Raw genomic sequence first — 16293 nt, 5'->3', positions numbered from 1 at the left:
TAGCTACCAAAGACAGTGACAGCAAAATGCGTCATTGACAGTTTAATTTGCAAGTGTCTATTATGGGCCTATGAGCATGTTGCAACAGATTGCCCAGCAACAGCCCGAGATGGTCTTAGATCGCTTCGTTGAGGTGACCAACGACCTGCTGCCCCAGTTTTTGCCCGACCAGAGTTCTGGAAATCGCGGGCAAGAACCGGTGAATCCTCGGCTGGTGCGCTATTACACCACTCAGGGATGGTTAGACAAGCCCCTTAAGCAGGGGCGCGAAGCCCGATACACCTACCGGCATCTACTGCAATTGCTGGTGCTGCGCCGTCTGCTGGCGGAAGGCTACAGCGCTAGCTCCATCGGCAGCCTGATTGGCGGTCAGGCGGATACGGCGTTGGAAGACATTCTGCAAGGCGGCGTGCAGCTGACGGTGGAGGCGGCAAACCCGGCGCTGGCGTTTTTAGCTCAAATTCGCGATGGGCAAGGCCCGGCCAAAGGCCAACGCAGGGAATCCTCACCATCAGACCAATCGCCCAAGCGCACTGCCAGTCGAGCTTTTCAGGCTCCCCTGGCGGCACCGGCCCCCACTGCCCCACCCGCATCTCCCCCCCAAGCCTGGACTCGTCTAGAGATTCTCGACGGTCTAGAACTTCATGTCCGCCAAGACTTTGTGGCACCTGCCACCGCCCACGAGCGGGACAGTCTGCTCCAGCTGATTGCCGACCATCTCACCCACCTTAAATCCACCCAGAGGCCACCATGACCCAACCTAAACCCGCTCTCCCCACCGTCGAATTGATTCCGCTCCACGGGGCGATCGTCACCCAGCAGCCCATGACCCTTGATGTGCTGGTGCGAATCACGCCCCCAGCCGTCACCCTCAAGGCCGATCGCGTACCCCTCAACCTCAGCCTGGCGATCGATCGCTCTGGCTCTATGCAGGGGAAAAAGATGCACTACGCCCGCGAGGCCGCCCGCTTTGCCGTGGAGAATTTGCTGCCCTGCGATCGCATCAGCATCGTCCTCTTCGACGATCGCATTGAAACCCTAGTGCCCAGCACCCTAGCTACCGACAAAAACACCCTGCTAGAGAAGCTGCGCCATGTCCACTCGCGGGGCTCGACTGCGCTCCACGCGGGCTGGGTCGAAGGTGGGGTGCAGGTGAGCCAGTACCTCAACCCCGCCCAGCTCAACCGGGTGATTGTGCTCTCTGACGGACTGGCCAATGTGGGGGAGACTAGACCAGATGCGATCGCCAGCGATGTCCACGGTTTGGCCCAGCACGGTGTCAGCACTACCACCCTGGGCATTGGCGACGACTACAGCGAAGACTTGCTGGCGGCAATGGCCCGCAGCGGCGACGGCAACTTTTTCCACATCGAGTCTGCCGAGCAGTTGCCGACGATTTTTGAAACCGAGCTGTCGGGTCTAGCCGCTACTCTGGGCCAGCGGGTCAGCCTCGGCATTAAGCCGAACAATGGCGTCACGGTCATGGACGTACTGAATGACTTTGAGCAAACCGACACCCGGCGTTACAAACTGCCCAACCTGATGGTGGGTGCGCCCATTCAGGTGGTGGTGCGTTTGCAGGTGCCCGCATTGAGCCAAAGCAGCGAACTGATGCAGGTGCGCCTCGCCTGGGATGACGCGGAACAGCCCGGTCGGCAGGTGCTGCGGGCGGGGCTGGAACTACCCCTGGTGAGCCCCGAGCAGTTCAGCGATTTCCCGGCCAACCCAGCGGTGCAAGAGCAGGTAGCTCTGCTGATGGCGGCTCGCGCCCGTCGCGAAGCGGTCATGTACTCCGACCGGGGCGACTATGCTGCCGCTAGTATGTCCCTAGCCAATGCTCGGATGGAGATGGCCGCGATGGCACCCAGTGAGGCGCTGCTAGAAGAGCAATCTATTCTGGAAGATTTAGAAGCTGACTACCAGAGCGGTAATGTGACCAGCGCCCGCAAGAAGGCGTTTTCGCAGTCGTTTAACCTGTCGCGATCGGGCAAATCTAAGCCCCGGCGATCGATGGATTCTAAATAGAACGCTTTGATTATCGTGGGGTGGAATGTCACTGAAATAAGGTGGGTGGGCAGTGCCCACCCTAGGGCAAATTAATGCTTTCGGCGATTGGGGAGGGTTGATTTCAGCTTATTTTAGTGACATTTATCGTAGGGTGCGTCATCGCCCGGCGTGACGCACCAAGCCCAGACCTAAGGTGCGTTGGGCTTCGCCACAGCACACCTTATAGCATCTATGCGGTAGTCCTTGAGGATCCCCCCTGGTCCCCCTTAAAAAGGGGGGAACCGGAATTAAAGCCCCCTTTTCTAAGGGGATTTAGGGGGATCCCATGAGGTTGAAGCGTTCAAAGTTTTGCTAGAGCCCTGGGGTGGTCTGCTCGAATAGCGCCCCAAAATCGGTGGTGACCACCGCCCCAGGATTGCCCTCTGGCTTCGAAATCACATCGAAGGCTTTGTTGCGGGCCGCTGGTTCTAGCAATGCCTGCACCACCACATCGGCCACATCGGCGCGGGGAATGGAGGTGGGGATGCCGTCGGGGGGATGGGCTAGGAGGGTATCGTCTTTGCCGACGATTAACTCTCGCTGGCCGCCGGGCTGATCTTGCAACCCTCCGGCGCGAATGATGGTGTAGTCGAGGCCGGAGCTAATCAAGTAGGCTTCGGCTTTGCGCTTCCAGATCAAGATGTTGCCGTTGGCCATGCGGTTGAGGGGGTGCTGCTCGTTGGTGCCGCCCATGGAGCCGACAAGGACGATGTGCTTCACTCCGGCGGCTTTGGCGGCAGCGATTTGGTTAAGTTGGCCGTGGTAGTCTACCTGCTCGGGGGTGCCGCCCTCGGGGTAGATAAACTCGGGCCGCTGGCCTGGCTTGGGTGGGGCTTTCATTTGGGGGATGGCGCTAGTGAGAATGACCAGGGCATCGCAACCGGCCAGGGCTGGGGAGAGGGTATCGGGCTGGGCAATGTCGCCGATGTAGAGAGGGACGGTGGTGCCGAAGCGATCGCTGGCCTTTTGCCCAGAGCGGACAAAGCCTCGGACGGTGAACTGCGCGGGTCGCTGCTGGAGCTTTTGGACGACTAATGCGCCCGTGCGCCCAGTGGCACCGGTTACAAGCACTTGAAGGGGATTGGTCATTGGGGTTTAGACTCGGTTTGCCAATTACTGAGCCTCTAGTCTAGGGTCTGGGCGCTCACTCATTCTCCTAACTCGCTCTAAACCAGCAACAAGAGCATGAGCCTTGGGCGATCGCCTACGCCTGCGTGGATGAAGACCTGTTCGATGTTTTGCTCGACCAAGATCAGGAAAGTGCAAGAACTGATGAATTTTAAGACCTGCTGGAGTACTTTAGGGATGCCTGCGCTATGACTGGAGCCAGGCCCGACGATGCCTGACCCCAAAGCCACCGATTTTGACCAAAGATTTGACCTATTATGCCAAGAAGTTTGCCAACCTGCGGGTTGACAAGGCTCGGGGCACGGCTCCCCACAAGCCGATCTTGCTGCTGACGGTGCTAGATCTGTTTGAGAAGGGGTTACTTAGCCGCAATGAGATCTACCTGTCGCCGGAGCTGACGGCAAATTTTCTCAAGTTTTGGCACCAGTTTGTGGCTAGCGATCACCACTCGACTATTGCGCTGCCGTTTTTTCACCTGACGGGGGATAAGTTTTGGCATCTGATGCCGAACCCCGGCTTTGAGGCGGCGATACAGGCGAAGGTGAAGATTCGATCGCTGCCAGCGCTGCGATCGGCGGTGAAGTATGCCTACCTGGATGGGGAACTGTTTGCCCTGCTGCAAAACCCCCAGAGCCGCACGGAGCTAACCACGATTTTGATCCAGGCATGGTTTACAGATCGGGGTGGGGAGATTGCGGAGGCGTTTAAGTATGACGAGTTTGAGGCGGTGCAGCGATCGCTATTTGACTCGGGCGGGGCAACCTACAACGTCGAAGACTTACGGGATGAAGACCGGATCTTTGTCCGTAATGCCGCCTTCCGCCGCAATGTGGTGAAGCTGTATGACCAACGTTGTGCGTTTTGCAAGGTGCGAGTGGTGGGTTGGGATGGGGTGAATATGGTAGATGGGGCACACATTCAACCATTCTCTGAGTTTCGGGATGATCGGTTTGTAAATGGCATCGCCCTCTGCAAAAACCACCACTGGGCTTTCGACCACGGCTGGTTTGGGATCGATGATAATTACCGCATTTTGGTTCCATGGGATCGATTCACGGAGGAGGCTGCGGCAGAGAGCCGAGGAATGATGACATTTAAGGGAGAGTGGATTGATTTACCGAGGAAGGAAAGATTCATCCCAAGCTTAGAGGGGTTGAGGTGGCATCGAAAGAGATGGAGTATTTAGCATCAAATCCTAAAAGTATCCAGGGAAACTTAAAAGTGAAAGCCCATTTCAGTCAATTGACAAAGAACAAGAAAAAAGCAATTTATGATTTCCTGATAGTTTTTCTTGCTCTTTCTACAGCCTATTTTGCATGGAAGTGGATTTCCTCTGATTCTAGTGGCGAATCTCAGTTTGCAATAATCACTGGTTTTTTAATTCCTTTTGTCTTGTATCTTCGATCTTTCGAGAGGGAGCTTCCAAACACAAAATTAAGAAGTAATACTCTATCGAGCATGTTGAGTGTCGCCAATGACATACAAGTCAAAATTCTTAAGAGAAAAATAAGATCTTATATTCCAAATGTAGACTATGGGGTTCAAGTTGAAATCGAGATTTTTGCTACCAAGAAAATAGTAATCAAATCAATGGAGATCTCTTTGCAAGAAGTTATTGGCTATGGGAATGAAAGGCGGGTTGTATCAGATCCAAGAATATTTAAAAGTTTAAATGAAGACTTCCTCTCTGCTGCTACGAGTGAAATTTTCAAGGAAAAACTAGCCAGCCATCGAGAAATAGAAATTAATCTTTATGTTTAGAAGAATTTGAATATCTTTTTCTTACAATTGCGGCTAATGTTTCTGGCGAAAGACTACCCGATGACTGGGAGGGACTCTCATTGGAAAACTGGGAATTAAAAATCACTTATAATGGTTATAGTGGAGAGAAAGAGTTAATTGAAAAATTCAATTTTGATGTTCACCGTGAAAGTTTCAGAACGCCAACACAATTTAGATTTGAAGGCTTTCACTAAAATATAGTTGCAGAGTTTCGATGGAGCGTTGGAGGAACCCAATTCTGTAAATAGGCACTGCCTACCACACATCCCTCACTCCCCAACATCCAATCCCTCCCCCACAAAATCCACATCCCCACATCCCTAATCCTCCCCACACACCCCCTTTCCCACAAATCACCGAAAACTCTCACTCATGTGGGCACCTCACCAACCTATGCTTCATCAGATTGTAGTGCAAATTTCAAGTGCCCCACCCAATCTGCCTCATCGCGGACCTGGTGCTCCCAAAATTGTCGTTGCCGCACATCACTTTCTCGCTGCCGCTGTCGCGGTAGGCAAACATCTTGGGGTAATGCGTCGCTACCCCGTAGCGATCGCGTAAATAGCACCTTCAACCGCCCCACCCGCTTCGAGTAATTGCCGTCATCCGGTAGCAGAGTCCACAAAAGATGAAGGTGATCGGGCAAAACCACCGCCGCTGTAACGTCAAAAGGCATTTCGGCTTTTACGGTAGCCGTGACACAACGCAACCGTTGCACATTCTCTGGATTGGCAAAAATCGGTCTGCGGTTAAATGTTACCAGGGGAGAAAGACGGCACCGCTGGGGGTGTAGGTGCGGCGACAGTCGGGCATGGGGATGGACAGGAATGAACGGGTTTAGGGTTCCTGGTTAGTTGCGAGGGTGGATGGTGGGCAATGCCCACCCTACGGGTCAAATTTCGTCGCCTAGATAAAGCTTGACAAAAAATTCAGCCGCTTCAGGGTTCATAGATTTTAGTGCTCTGACAATTTCAACAACGGTTTCAGCGGTTGGATCGCGCTTCTCGTTTGCCCAGCGGTAGACATTGTTGCGCTCTACATCCATAGTCCCCGCCAGCGCAAACTGGCTGATGCTGTAATCCGCTAAAACCTGCTTGAGCGCTTTGCCTGCTTTTCCCATGCGTTCATGGTTTCAGAGTTTTACCCATCCAGACACATCCTAGTGGTTGACAGTCAACCACTAGGCAGATAGGCTGCTTTTTAACGTCCTAGTGGTTGACAGAATTATGCAAGATCAATCTCCTACCGCCCGCTACAGTGCCCGCATCCTCAACCCCGAATCTGCTGGGCCAATTCACCTTGAACTCACCCTCAAACTCCACAGCTACCCCCACCCCGATCGCGAACCCGTCAAAATTCTCGTCATTGGCAGCAAGCAGTCCGTCAGTTCCATTGTCGTCGCCCTTCACCAGCTCGGCTTTGCCGAAATCTTCGAGTGGACAGACTTTCTCAGCGCCCCCAACGCCGATAGGCCCTTGCAGTTCGCCCCTGGTGAAGTCATGAAAGCCCTGGTCAAGTTTTTGCCGAGAGAGTAGGTAGGTGGGCACTGGCAATCCACTGGCCTACCCCTTGCCTTTCTCTTTGCTCAGAATCGCTATAGTTGGTTGGGGTGCTGCGGCAGATTTACCTGCCGTCATACCGATTTCTCTAGCGGTCGACTAACCCCAGCCCCTGCCCCGGAGATGCAGTCACCACTGAGAGAAACAGTTATGCGATATCGTCCTGTCCTTTAGTAGATTTTGCCATGCGATACTGGTTAGTCTTAGCCCTCGCCCTGGGTGTAGTAAGCCTTTCCCCCACCAGCGCCCCGGCCCAGTCTCCCGCTGCCCCTGCCAGTCCCCCACCCCAGGGTGCCGTAGACCAAATCTTCCTCATGCGCAGCAGAAACATCGCCCGCGCCGCTGCCGAGACCGCCAACGGGGGGCTAGGGAACTACATGGCCGAACCCGCCATGCATGGCCCCACAGCAAATGCCCCCATGGTGATCAACGAGGATGGTTCCCTGTTGTTTACCTTCCGAGGCTTTCGCCCCGAAGATCGAGACATCAACGGCAACCCCACCTTCTCCTTTGAAACAGAGGTGCTGGTAAACTCAGACCGGACTTTTCAAATTCTCTATAACGGCCCCATTCGACCGGTCAGCCCCTAACCGTTAGGCGACATCTAGAAAAAGCAGACGCCAACTTAAATCCAGCGCCTGTAGCTGCTGTAGCGTGGGCACTGCTGCAAAACATCCTAACGACGTCGGCTACGGCTATATGACTCGGTTGTTCATTCCAAAGCGTGCGATCGCAAAAAAAGGTGCGCCATTGCAGAGCAGTAGCGCACCTCAAGGTCATATTTTAGAGGAATAATTTCTACGCCTGATCCCAGAGTTCGCGAACGCCATTTTCGGGCAGCCAGGTAGCAATTTCCTGAATCCGCTCTTTGGACAGCTCCTTTTTAGTTGCTGAGAACACGGCTTTTACTGCCCGCTTGCGCTCGGCATCCTTATGGGTAGGATCGCGGCGCAAACCGCCCTCATTGGCTACTCGGAAGAAGAAGCGATCGGAGTCAATTTTAAAGATGCCTGGGCCTTGCCAAGGCGGGCGCACCCGGCTCAGAAATCCGACCAGGGGATTAGTGTCTTTCCACAGATCGGTGACTTCCATTTGCAAAGCTTTTTCATCGGTTGGCATGACGTCTTCATGCAGTTCATCGGCCACCCGATCGGCTGACTCGGTTGTCATTAAGTCGCGCATGACGCGAAAGACAACTTCGGTAAAGTCTCTAGCATCGTAGGGCTCAGCGAACCCTCCTTCAACCATGACATATTCCAAAAAAGAGCGATCTTTATCGGCGATCGCCAGTCTAGAATCTTCTGTTTCAGTCGGATCACGTTCTGGTATTTCTCTTACAGCTTCATCTACCATCGTTGGTTCCTTTATTGATAACCATCTTCTTTCAATAAAGGTTAAGCAAGTTCTGGCTGGTTCACCTCCTTCACAGGGGCAAGCTATGGGTGGGCCAAGGGGTAGAGATTTTGTCGCCGCTGCGACTGTCCTACTGGCCTGCGTGCAGGGGTAGGCTGGCGCTTAATTTATAGCTGTAGCCAGTCCGGTTAAGACATTTCCTCAAGAGCGTTTGAACGTTCGAACGTTTCTAGGGTTGTGGATGTCCTAACCCAGGTGACTATAGCTATACCCAGGCAGGTCAACCTGGGCTACTCAAAGGGAAACGGCTTCCAAGGAATCCATTCAGCCCAGAGTTCACCCAGGGTGCCATCGGCCAGGGTGGCGGCGATCGCGGCATTGAGCGCTGCCCGCAGGGTGGGGTTGGCTTTGGGGGTGGCGATCGCAAAGGGCACTCGGGTCGGTAGCGTCAGCCCAATCTCTAGGGATGCATCGTCTTCGGCGGCGGCCACCAGCACCAGTTCGTCATCAATCAGCGCGTCGATCTCTCCCGCCCGCAGTGCCGCTAGCATTTCGGGTAGCACCTGGTCGCTGCCGGGGTAGGGCACCGCTGTCGCCCCCGGAAAACCCTCAACTAGGGCAATGTTGGTACTGTCGGCCAAACCACCCACCCGCTTGCCTGCCAGGTCACCCACTGAGGCAATGCCGCTACCTTTTTTGACCAGCACGGCCTCGTCAAACAAACCGTAGGGCTCGGTAAAGTTGACCAGCTGCTGGCGTTCTGGCGTAATTGCCTGGTTAAACCACACCGCATCGTACTTGCCCGTGGCAAAGCAAGTATAAAACTCGAACATCGGCAAGTTGTGCCACACAGGGGTAAGGCCCAGCTGGGCGCAAACCGCGCGCGCTAACTCGGGCTCGTAGCCAGTGCGCTGCCCGTTGGCGGTGATAAAGCTCATGGGGCGGGCATCGAAGTCACTGGTGGCAATATGCAAAACGCCCGGCTCAACGGTGAGGCTAGTCAAAGATTCGGTGGTGGGTAACGAGGGACACATAATGTTTGGGGGGAAAACTTATTATGACAAGTACATCGGTCACCCCCGATTTTGTCAACTCAGCTGAGTCAAATTCAGCTCATTCGGGTGCATACGGGCAGCAATGCATCCCCTTTCGAGATGAATCCCTGTGGTGCATTGTGCTTCACACGCATGCACCCTACCGACCGTTGCTCCCGTAGGGTGGGCAAGGCCCACCACCACCAAATTCCTGTAGATCAGACTCGCTCGACCCGCTGTGTTTCCTGCTCCAGAGACTCGGTTTGCAATGGACTATCAACCCACTCAGCTCTCCCCCGCGCAGATTCAGCAGTTTCAAAACGACGGCTTTTTGATTCTGGAAAATTTTCTGCCGCCCAATTTTGCCGAACGCCTAGCCAGCCGTCTGGAACCCATGTTTCACGGCGAGTTTGAGACCGGCATTTTTCCGGACGAGTGGCACTGGCGACCGCGTATGAGTCTGCCCGACATCACCCGCGAAATCTGCAATGGCTGGAAGAGCGATCGCACCATCGCCAGCCTGGTGCTCTCGTCAGAAATCGGTCGGCTCAGCGCCACGCTAGCGGGGTGGGAGGGTGCCCGCATTGGTCAAGACAGCCTGTGGATGAAGCCCCCCGGTGCCCAGGCGATCGCCATGCACCAAGACGGCGTCTACATCGACTATCTCAATCCTGCCGAGATGATGACTTGCTGGGTCGCCCTCGATCGCGCCACCGCCGCCGACGGCACCCTGGTCTATGCTAAAGGCTCCCACCAGTGGCCGATTTCCAGCGTTGAGGGCGAGTTCCACGCCCCCACCAAAGACTACCGCTGGGCGATGCTGCAAGCGGCTGAAAATGCTGGCGTGCCCGAACCTGAGCTGGTGGTGGTCGATGTGCCCGCTGGGGGCTGCGCCTTTCACCACGGGCGCACCTGGCACGGCCTCGGCCCCACCACCCGCACCGAGGGCATGTTCCGCAGCATTGGCCTGCACACCCTCCCCGCCAGTGCCCAGTTTCACCCCACCAACCCCCAGGGTTACATCTACGGGCGCTACAAGCGGGTAGGCCATACCGAAATGGATGAGAGCTTTTTCCCGATTCTGTGGCGCAGCGACGGCTACCGCAGCCCGCACTTAGCCGAGTATTGCGAAGACCCGTTGGGGGCCGAGATGGCGATCGCCTAGCGGTTTTGGGTTGTTGGCAAAATTCTCTGATGGTGGGTTAGGCCTCCCCCACAGCGACCTAGGGCCTAACCCACCCATTCGCCTACTCACCCATGGCATTTTCACCCTGTAGGGGCAGTGCCCACCACCCTGGCCAGAGTCGATCACATTTCACCCAAAATGCTGCGATCGCACCGCCAGCAGAAGTTTCGTCACGTCAAGCATAGTACCAAGCGGTTGTGCAGTTTGTAGCTCAGAGTAATGGTGGGCAGTGCCCACCTTACAGGATCCATTCAACTACCCCACAGGAGCGTATCCCATGACCATCGCCCAAGAACGACCGACCGCGATCGCCGTTGCCCATCCCCTAGAACCTCTAACGCCAGCAGAAATTGCCGCCGCCGTCGCCATTCTGCGCCAGGAGAAATCTCTGGGAGCAACGACCCGTTTCGCCACCGTTACCCTAAATGAGCCTGCCAAGGAAACCGTGCTGGGCTTTAAGCCGGGGGATGCCATTGTCCGCGAAGCCTTTGCGATCATTCTCGACAACGCCACCGCCCAAACCTACGAATCGATCGTCTCCCTCACGGCGGGCACCGTCATCTCGTGGAAACATATCCCCGGCGTGCAGCCGCCGATCATGCTGGATGAATTTATCGAGTGTGAGAATGCGGTCAAGGCTTGCCCGGAGTTCATTGAGGCGATCGCCAAGCGTGGCATTACCGACCCCAGTTTAGTCATGGTTGACCCTTGGTCGGCGGGTCACTACGGACTAGACGACGAAGAGGGTGTACGCCTCTCCCGTGCCCTCTGCTGGGTGCGGGCCAACCCCACTGACAACGGCTACGCCCGCCCAATCGAAGGCGTCATTCCTGTGGTCGATCTCAACAAAATGGAGGTCATCCGGGTCGAAGACCACGGCGTAGTGCCCCTGCCGCCCCAGTCGGCCAACTACTCCCAGGAGTACATCAAAAACTTTCGTACCGACCTCAAGCCGCTCGAAATCATTCAGCCCGAAGGCCCCAGCTTTACCGTCGAGGGCCACGAAATCCGCTGGCAAAAGTGGAAAATGCGCATCGGCTTCACCCCTCGCGAGGGGCTGGTACTCTACACCGTCAGCTACAACGACGGTGGCGAAGAGCGGCCCATTCTCTACCGCGCCTCTCTGGCCGAGATGACCGTGCCCTACGGCGACCCCCAGCCCCACCACTACCGCAAAAATGCCTTTGACGTGGGCGAATACGGCGTCGGCACCCTGGCCAACTCCCTCAAGCTGGGCTGCGACTGCCTGGGCGAAATCTATTATTTCGATGCCTTTATGACCAACTCGCGCGGCGAGGTGGCCCAGATCGAGCACGCCGTCTGCCTCCACGAAGAAGACTTTGGCATTCTTTGGAAGCATGTGGACTGGCGCACCAACGAGACTGAAGTGAGGCGATCGCGCCGCTTGGTCGTTTCCTTTATCGCCACCGTGGGCAACTACGAGTATGGCTTCTTCTGGTACTTTTACCAGGACGGCACGATTCAGTACGAAGTCAAACTGACGGGTATGCTCAGCACCGCAGCCGTCCCCCCCGGCGAAGTGCCCAAGTACGGCACCCTGATCGCCCCGCAGCTCTACGCCCCTGCCCACCAGCACATCTTCAACGTGCGCATGGATATGTGCATCGACGGCCTGCAAAACTCCGTCTACGAAGTGGATGTCGAACCGGAGGCAGACGAGGCCCTCAACCCCTACGGCAACGCCTTCTACGCCAAATCGACCCTGCTTGCCACCGAACTGGAGGCCCAGCGCCTGATCGACCCGATCAAAGCCCGGTACTGGAAGATCGTTAACCCCACCGAAACCAATGCCGCAGGCTACCCCACGGCCTACAAGCTGATGCCGGGCGAAAACACCCTGCCCCTGGCCCGACCAGGGGCCAGCGTGATGCAGCGGGCCGGCTACATGGGCAAGCATCTATGGGTCACCCCCTACGCCCCCGACGAAAAATTTCCGACGGGCGACTACCCCAACCAACACCCCGGCGGTGAAGGACTACCAAAATGGACTGAGGCCAACCGCCCGGTAGACAATACCGACCTAGTGGTGTGGTATACCTTTGCCCACACCCACGTGCCCCGCGCCGAAGACTGGCCAGTAATGCCTACGGCCTACGTCGGTTTCATGCTCAAGCCGCTCAATTTCTTTGATCAAAACCCGGCCAACGATGTGCCCCCTGCCGCTAGCAAACACAGCTGTTGCAACTAAGACCAAATAGGTGCCTCCAGTCTCCTTTACGTAGTATGAGAATACTGGGGGCACTGACTTTTGGGCGCTCACGCCAAGGACCACAACACCCAATCAAGAGCCTTCTGATGCAGGGGACAGCCTCAGCGCAAGATAGTAATACCCTCCGAGTAAAACAGTTACAAAAATTTGCCCACCCCAAGGGCCATGCAGAAAATCAAATATATCGGCTCCCCAATAGGCAGCGGCCAAAGCCATCAGCACCAAACGAGGAATATTGACCAGAAAGGCAAGGACAATGCCGATAAAGCTGAGCTGAAAGATTTTATAGTTTGAAAAGCCTAGATACCAACCCAAGCACAAACTAGCCCCTAGCATGGCCAAGGCCGTATCAAAACCATTGCATCCCCAACTTACTTCAACGGTGTGATGTGGGAAGAAAACCAACGGCCCAGACACCACAACCGGTTGCCCTACCCAGCGCAAAACAGTGGTTGTCACCCACGCCATTGATGATTCCAATATCCGGGCGGGCAGCAGTGTTTGCCATAGTGTGCCGGCAATATGGCCAGGATTAGGATATACACTCAGCGCAAAAGCCCAACTAATACCAGAATATGTGCTAAAAAAAGCTATTCCCCAACAGCTAATTACCACACCGATCAAGATAAAAAGCCATAGGAATGCTTGTGACCAAAGCGAAAATCGACAAAAGGGAAAACTTAGTATACCAACAACAATCAAACAATGCCCCAGCCAGCGATCGGCCTCTAAAGAATCGACCACTGCCAGGGAGTACCGATTTTGCCAAAGCTTGATAATTCCAATCGCTGCCAGGCAAACCGCCAGAGTAAAGCTACCAGAACCATACTGGTAAATTTGAAGGACTAGAAAACGTATCCAACTGGGCAAATAGCACAGGCCCACAAACAAGCCCAAGGAAACAATCACAGTATGGGGCGTTTTGGGATATGCTGCATAAAACTTAAAACAGGACTTTATCATTTAATTCAACCTGGCTAAGCCCGTCGCAATCGTCTTCTGCCAAGGCTTTTCAAAAGACCTAGCCGGCCGACGCCAATTAAGCCTCCACCGACTAGCAAAAGATTCCCAGACGATGAGATCAGTGTTTTCATTGAACCAATCTGGGCATCTTGCTTCAAGATTGTGGCTTGATTATCAACACTACGAATGGCGTTGGTAAAGGCATCATCATCAAGCTGTTGGTTTAAGGCAGGATCTTCTCGGCCCTGGGTAATACGAGCCCGTAGTTCAGATGCTTGGGTATCAAGATTAGCTATAGCCTGGTGCTGCAACGTCAGGGTATCTTTAATGACTAGCAGGCTAGACAACCCCAGTAAAAGCCCTGCTAACACACAACCTATCGCCATTACCTTTAACTGTTGCAAGCGGCTATTTAACTTGCTATAGACCAGTAAAGCGCTGCCAACAAAGAGCAGCAGGCTTCGTTCTGAAACCTGTTGCAAAAAATTGAGCCGCCACTGAGGCGACAGCGGATTTGGCGGCAATCCAATCACCAAAATATCAATGACGAATCCGATTAAGCAAATACCACTGACGATAAATGCCAATTTCTGAGTCGTCACTACTCCTTGGGCTTGCCAAGGCATCTGCGTGTTAGCCATTAAACTCCACCTTAAGCATAAGAAAAACGATTACTTTTCCAGTTCATTTTTCAACCAACTGAAGCGCTTTTCCGGAGTATTTTGCCATCCCAAGCGATCGCACTGACCGGGCAGATACTTGCCCCAAAGCACCTAAACCCATACCAGTCAGCAAAAGGCTAAAAAAGGTCCTGGCAACTGTTTTTCGAATTCGAATTTTTGCGATCGCCGATAGCTCTTGGGTTCTTTCCTCCAAAAGTTTGACAGCCTGCTCTTTTCGAACTGGATCCATGATTGCCCCTAACGCTTCCGTAGGCTGGGGCGAAAACTGTTGAATTTCTTGCGTGAGATTTTGCTGTTGATTTACCAGGTTTTCAAGGGCTAAGCTTTTAAATCGGAAGCTATCTTGTAGATAAAAAAGACTGCTTAAGCTAATCCACAAACCCAGTACGCAACAAAGCCAACCAATTTGTTTAAGTCGCGCAGGCGTTGTTTGCAAACTGTGACATAGTAGGGCGGCTCCAAAGAGCAGTATAATGCAGCGCTCTCCCAGTTGCTGGACAAATCCCATCCGCCACTCAATCGAATCTAAAGCTAATCCTAAACTAATAGACAGCATGTCTAGACTAAAGCCAACGATGCAAATCAAGCTGGCAATCAGTGTCAAAGAATGAATTATGGAGCTATCTTGGTCTGCAATATCGTTAAATTGGCGCATGATGATATCTGGCCTATAGCAAGTTGTCAAAAGATTATGGGGTCGCCATCTTGGCCCAATAAGACTGGCGACTGCTACCAGGCTAAGACACCGATTTTTGTTTACGAAAAACAGCCACACCAAATCCTACTAAGCCTGGAATTAAAAGGGGAGAAGGTACAGTAGTGGTGCCATTGCCAGTTGTAGCCATAGTTAGAGAAGCGACACTAAAGTTCTCATCCCCACTGCGGGTGGCGATAAACTCGATAGTGCTGATGGCTGTGTCAGCAATAAAGCCCCAGGTCGCAGATCGGTTTGGAACGGCTACAACTTGAGAGATTCCATCAATGCCCGTAACAACAATTTGAGTATCTTTGGTAAACGCACTGGAGGTGAAATCTAAAAACAAACCCTGAACAGCTTCTGGAAATGACCAAACCACCGAAATAGTTTGTTTTCCGGTAGTGCCATAGCTAACGCTATAACCGCTGCCATCGATGCCATGGCTAGTCAGGTTAGTTGTCGTCAAAGTTGCTTCTGGATCTGAAAGCACATCGTTAACTTTCAACTGGCTAGTGATACCGGTATTGCAGAAATTGCTCAGGGTTGAGTAATTGCTGCCGTTGGTATAGGGAGAACAGTCTAGCCCCGCTAAGCTACGGTTTTCCAAGGTGAAATCTTGGCCGCTACCCGTTAGAGCGTCTTGCCAAGCATTGGCATCGGTGAAGGTGCCTGAGATCGTTAGCGCCTGCGCAGATAGGGGCGCTAAAAGTAGGGATGAAATTGTTAGAGTAATTCCCTGAAGAAGTATTTTTGAATTCATTTTGTGAAACTTGAGAGTCTACCCATTAACCGAACAAACGCTCAGGCTGCTTGGTCTCGATGCAGTCCTTTGCTTGTATTTTAGATGAGATGGTGGTAGAGCCCTGAGTGTTAGCCATGCTGAATCAACTTATTAGTAAGCAGTGCTGAGTCAAGCTGGCTAGGAGTTAGATGGAGATGCTTAGGAAGAAACTGGAGGGAGGAGACCTACTGATATTACCTATCCTAGATAGCTGGTACTCCTGCAACATCCGGGTAGTTACGGTTCTTGTGGTAGAGATAGATCCGTAAAAATTCGGTTCCATTGTGCTTGGCAAGGTGCAGAGTGAAGGCAAGCCGTAGAGCTGACGTACCTTTGTAAGACTTCTAGCTGGGTCGTTGGAATGATTGACTGACACAATGTTAGAGGTAGGTTGAGTCAAACGGAGCGCAACCCAAGGCCAAGTTCAATCAACGGATGTAGTGCAAGACATCGGGCAGCCAAAGCCTTAGCGCTGTTGCAGTCCACAGTTTCACGCCATTTGGAGACAGTGGTACGGGGCAGGGAGCCTACGGCAGCTTAGTCAACCTCCACAGCGGCATGGTCGATGACGTCAGGTGGCGCAGTTTCTGTGTAGATGTGGCACATCCCATTGCGGGTCAGTAAGGGTTAGAACTGCACCTGGCTCGGCCACAACTTAAGAGCTTATGGGACGTTATTCAACCCTTCAATGGTAGTTCAGTATCGCTGACTACAGCCTATCCCCAAATTGCATTGCACACTCTTGACATAACAAGTTAGCCGAGAAAACTCAGATAGCTTGATGATTAATCTTGGGCTCAGCCTGGGGTTTTGGGCCTTGTGTTTATACCAGCCGAAATATTTTTACCTAG

General features: G+C 53.6%; 17 protein-coding genes. 8 read left to right on the top strand and 9 right to left on the bottom strand.

What is annotated here, in order from left to right; all coding sequences use genetic code 11:
* Window positions 1-76 precede the first annotated feature (76 nt).
* Both RRF56_RS17070 and RRF56_RS17065 read left to right on the top strand, forming a co-directional pair.
* Window positions 77-754, top strand: coding sequence for a MerR family transcriptional regulator (locus RRF56_RS17070; protein ID WP_317034384.1), 678 nt, complete (start codon window positions 77-79; stop codon window positions 752-754).
* Window positions 751-2025 (top strand): vWA domain-containing protein, encoded by a 1275-nt coding sequence (locus RRF56_RS17065; RefSeq protein WP_317034383.1) that lies wholly within the window; start codon window positions 751-753, stop codon window positions 2023-2025. Before RRF56_RS17070 ends, RRF56_RS17065 begins: the two co-directional genes overlap by 4 nt.
* Before the next feature lie 333 nt (window positions 2026-2358).
* On the opposite strand, the gene RRF56_RS17060 is transcribed toward RRF56_RS17065, so the two are convergent.
* Entirely contained in the window at window positions 2359-3135 is a 777-nt protein-coding gene (locus RRF56_RS17060; protein ID WP_317034382.1) for an SDR family oxidoreductase, read from the bottom strand.
* 274 nt (window positions 3136-3409) lie between these two features.
* On the opposite strand from RRF56_RS17060, the gene RRF56_RS17055 reads away from it, so the two are divergent.
* Together RRF56_RS17055 and RRF56_RS17050 are read left to right on the top strand one after the other, a co-directional pair.
* A complete protein-coding gene (locus RRF56_RS17055) occupies window positions 3410-4360 on the top strand; it encodes an HNH endonuclease (protein ID WP_317034381.1) in 951 nt (316 codons plus the stop codon).
* Window positions 4333-4935: a hypothetical protein gene (locus RRF56_RS17050; RefSeq protein ID WP_317034380.1), complete on the top strand. Its 603-nt coding sequence runs from the start codon at window positions 4333-4335 to the stop codon at window positions 4933-4935. Before RRF56_RS17055 ends, RRF56_RS17050 begins: the two co-directional genes overlap by 28 nt.
* A gap of 412 nt (window positions 4936-5347) precedes the next feature.
* Here the strand turns inward: RRF56_RS17050 and RRF56_RS17045 are convergent, their stop codons facing one another.
* Window positions 5348-5719, bottom strand: coding sequence for an REP-associated tyrosine transposase (locus tag RRF56_RS17045; protein WP_410510627.1), 372 nt, complete (start codon window positions 5717-5719; stop codon window positions 5348-5350).
* 129 nt (window positions 5720-5848) lie between these two features.
* Entirely contained in the window at window positions 5849-6076 is a 228-nt protein-coding gene (locus tag RRF56_RS17040; protein WP_317034378.1) for a helix-turn-helix transcriptional regulator, read from the bottom strand.
* A 106-nt stretch (window positions 6077-6182) separates the two neighbouring features.
* On the opposite strand from RRF56_RS17040, the gene RRF56_RS17035 reads away from it, so the two are divergent.
* Window positions 6183-6491 carry a hypothetical protein gene (locus RRF56_RS17035; RefSeq protein WP_317034377.1) on the top strand — a complete coding sequence of 103 codons (309 nt, stop codon included), beginning with the start codon at window positions 6183-6185 and terminating at the stop codon, window positions 6489-6491.
* A gap of 209 nt (window positions 6492-6700) precedes the next feature.
* Window positions 6701-7105, top strand: coding sequence for a hypothetical protein (locus RRF56_RS17030; protein ID WP_317034376.1), 405 nt, complete (start codon window positions 6701-6703; stop codon window positions 7103-7105).
* Window positions 7106-7313: 208 nt separating this feature from the next.
* Here RRF56_RS17030 and RRF56_RS17025 read toward each other — a convergent pair whose 3' ends face one another.
* A complete protein-coding gene (locus tag RRF56_RS17025; protein ID WP_317034375.1) occupies window positions 7314-7868 on the bottom strand; it encodes a DUF2267 domain-containing protein in 555 nt (184 codons plus the stop codon).
* A gap of 290 nt (window positions 7869-8158) precedes the next feature.
* Window positions 8159-8902: an ABC transporter substrate-binding protein gene (locus RRF56_RS17020; protein ID WP_317034374.1), complete on the bottom strand. Its 744-nt coding sequence runs from the start codon at window positions 8900-8902 to the stop codon at window positions 8159-8161.
* 268 nt (window positions 8903-9170) lie between these two features.
* Here RRF56_RS17020 and RRF56_RS17015 point away from each other — a divergent pair, with 268 nt between their 5' ends.
* Window positions 9171-10067 (top strand): phytanoyl-CoA dioxygenase family protein, encoded by an 897-nt coding sequence (locus RRF56_RS17015; RefSeq protein ID WP_317034373.1) that lies wholly within the window; start codon window positions 9171-9173, stop codon window positions 10065-10067.
* Window positions 10068-10365: 298 nt separating this feature from the next.
* Window positions 10366-12297 (top strand): primary-amine oxidase, encoded by a 1932-nt coding sequence (locus tag RRF56_RS17010; protein ID WP_317034372.1) that lies wholly within the window; start codon window positions 10366-10368, stop codon window positions 12295-12297.
* Window positions 12298-12390: 93 nt separating this feature from the next.
* Here RRF56_RS17010 and crtC read toward each other — a convergent pair whose 3' ends face one another.
* The 4 genes from crtC to RRF56_RS16990 all read right to left on the bottom strand — a co-directional run bounded on the left by crtC (window position 12391) and on the right by RRF56_RS16990 (window position 15421).
* Window positions 12391-13281, bottom strand: a complete 891-nt coding sequence (gene crtC, locus RRF56_RS17005; RefSeq protein WP_317034371.1) for a cyanoexosortase C — start codon at window positions 13279-13281, stop codon at window positions 12391-12393.
* 14 nt (window positions 13282-13295) lie between these two features.
* On the bottom strand, window positions 13296-13922 hold the full coding sequence (locus tag RRF56_RS17000; protein ID WP_317034370.1) for a hypothetical protein: 627 nt from the start codon (window positions 13920-13922) through the stop codon (window positions 13296-13298).
* 43 nt (window positions 13923-13965) lie between these two features.
* Complete coding sequence (locus RRF56_RS16995; RefSeq protein ID WP_317034369.1) at window positions 13966-14619, bottom strand: hypothetical protein; 654 nt, start codon at window positions 14617-14619, stop codon at window positions 13966-13968.
* A gap of 82 nt (window positions 14620-14701) precedes the next feature.
* Entirely contained in the window at window positions 14702-15421 is a 720-nt protein-coding gene (locus RRF56_RS16990; RefSeq protein WP_317034368.1) for a hypothetical protein, read from the bottom strand.
* Window positions 15422-16293 lie beyond the last annotated feature (872 nt).

Origin of the sequence: Nodosilinea sp. E11, from assembly GCF_032813545.1 — a bacterium.
Lineage (GTDB): Bacteria > Cyanobacteriota > Cyanobacteriia > Phormidesmidales > Phormidesmidaceae > Nodosilinea.
Note: the sequence above shows the minus strand (reverse complement) of the source record. Positions and strands in the feature narration are given on the sequence as shown.